Origin of the sequence: Bacillus fungorum (assembly GCF_002746455.1) — a bacterium.
GTDB lineage: Bacteria > Bacillota > Bacilli > Bacillales > Bacillaceae_G > Bacillus_A > Bacillus_A fungorum.
Genome location: NZ_NWUW01000162.1, coordinates 1 through 554 on the forward strand (window position 1 = coordinate 1; position 554 = coordinate 554).

A 554-nucleotide genomic window follows, 5' to 3' on the forward strand; every position below is an offset into this window, starting at 1 on the left:
CGCTTAAAAGATGTTTGGCCAAATCCTGTGGAGTTAATCAATGTACCTACGATTCTTGTCGAGATGTCGGAAGAACAAAAACAGGCTTATGAGCATATGAAAGAGTCTTTTGAGAAAGCGATTGAAGCGGCGAAAGGTACACCGGATGTTGGGAAACTATGGCTCTCTTATATTCGTACAGGAAATTCGTATCCAGACAATATGAACCACTATCCAAACTATCACTTGGATAACGCGGAAAGGGAATTGGTTTGGTCCAATAATGAATTCAGATTTGATGAGGATTGTATACAGCCGAAGGAGAAGAAGTTGCAAGAAATATTGCATACTGAAATCTCTGAAGGTCGTCCAACCATCATTTATGTATCTGATACAGGATCTACAGTAAAGGAACGAGATGTTCAGCCCCGTTTACAGAAGGTGGCAGAGCAAGTACCTGGTGCGAAAGTAGCTATTCTCCGTACCAATACAGTTACTCCACCAAAACGTAGTGAATGGTTAAAAGAGCAAGTAAATAGCGGTGTGAATGTTATCATTTGTTCGCAAGAATTGGT

1 pseudogene is annotated in these 554 nt (G+C 40.8%); it reads left to right on the forward strand.

The window, feature by feature from the left end:
- A pseudogene (locus CO726_RS31250) lies at positions 1 to 554 on the forward strand (helicase); the annotation flags it as partial.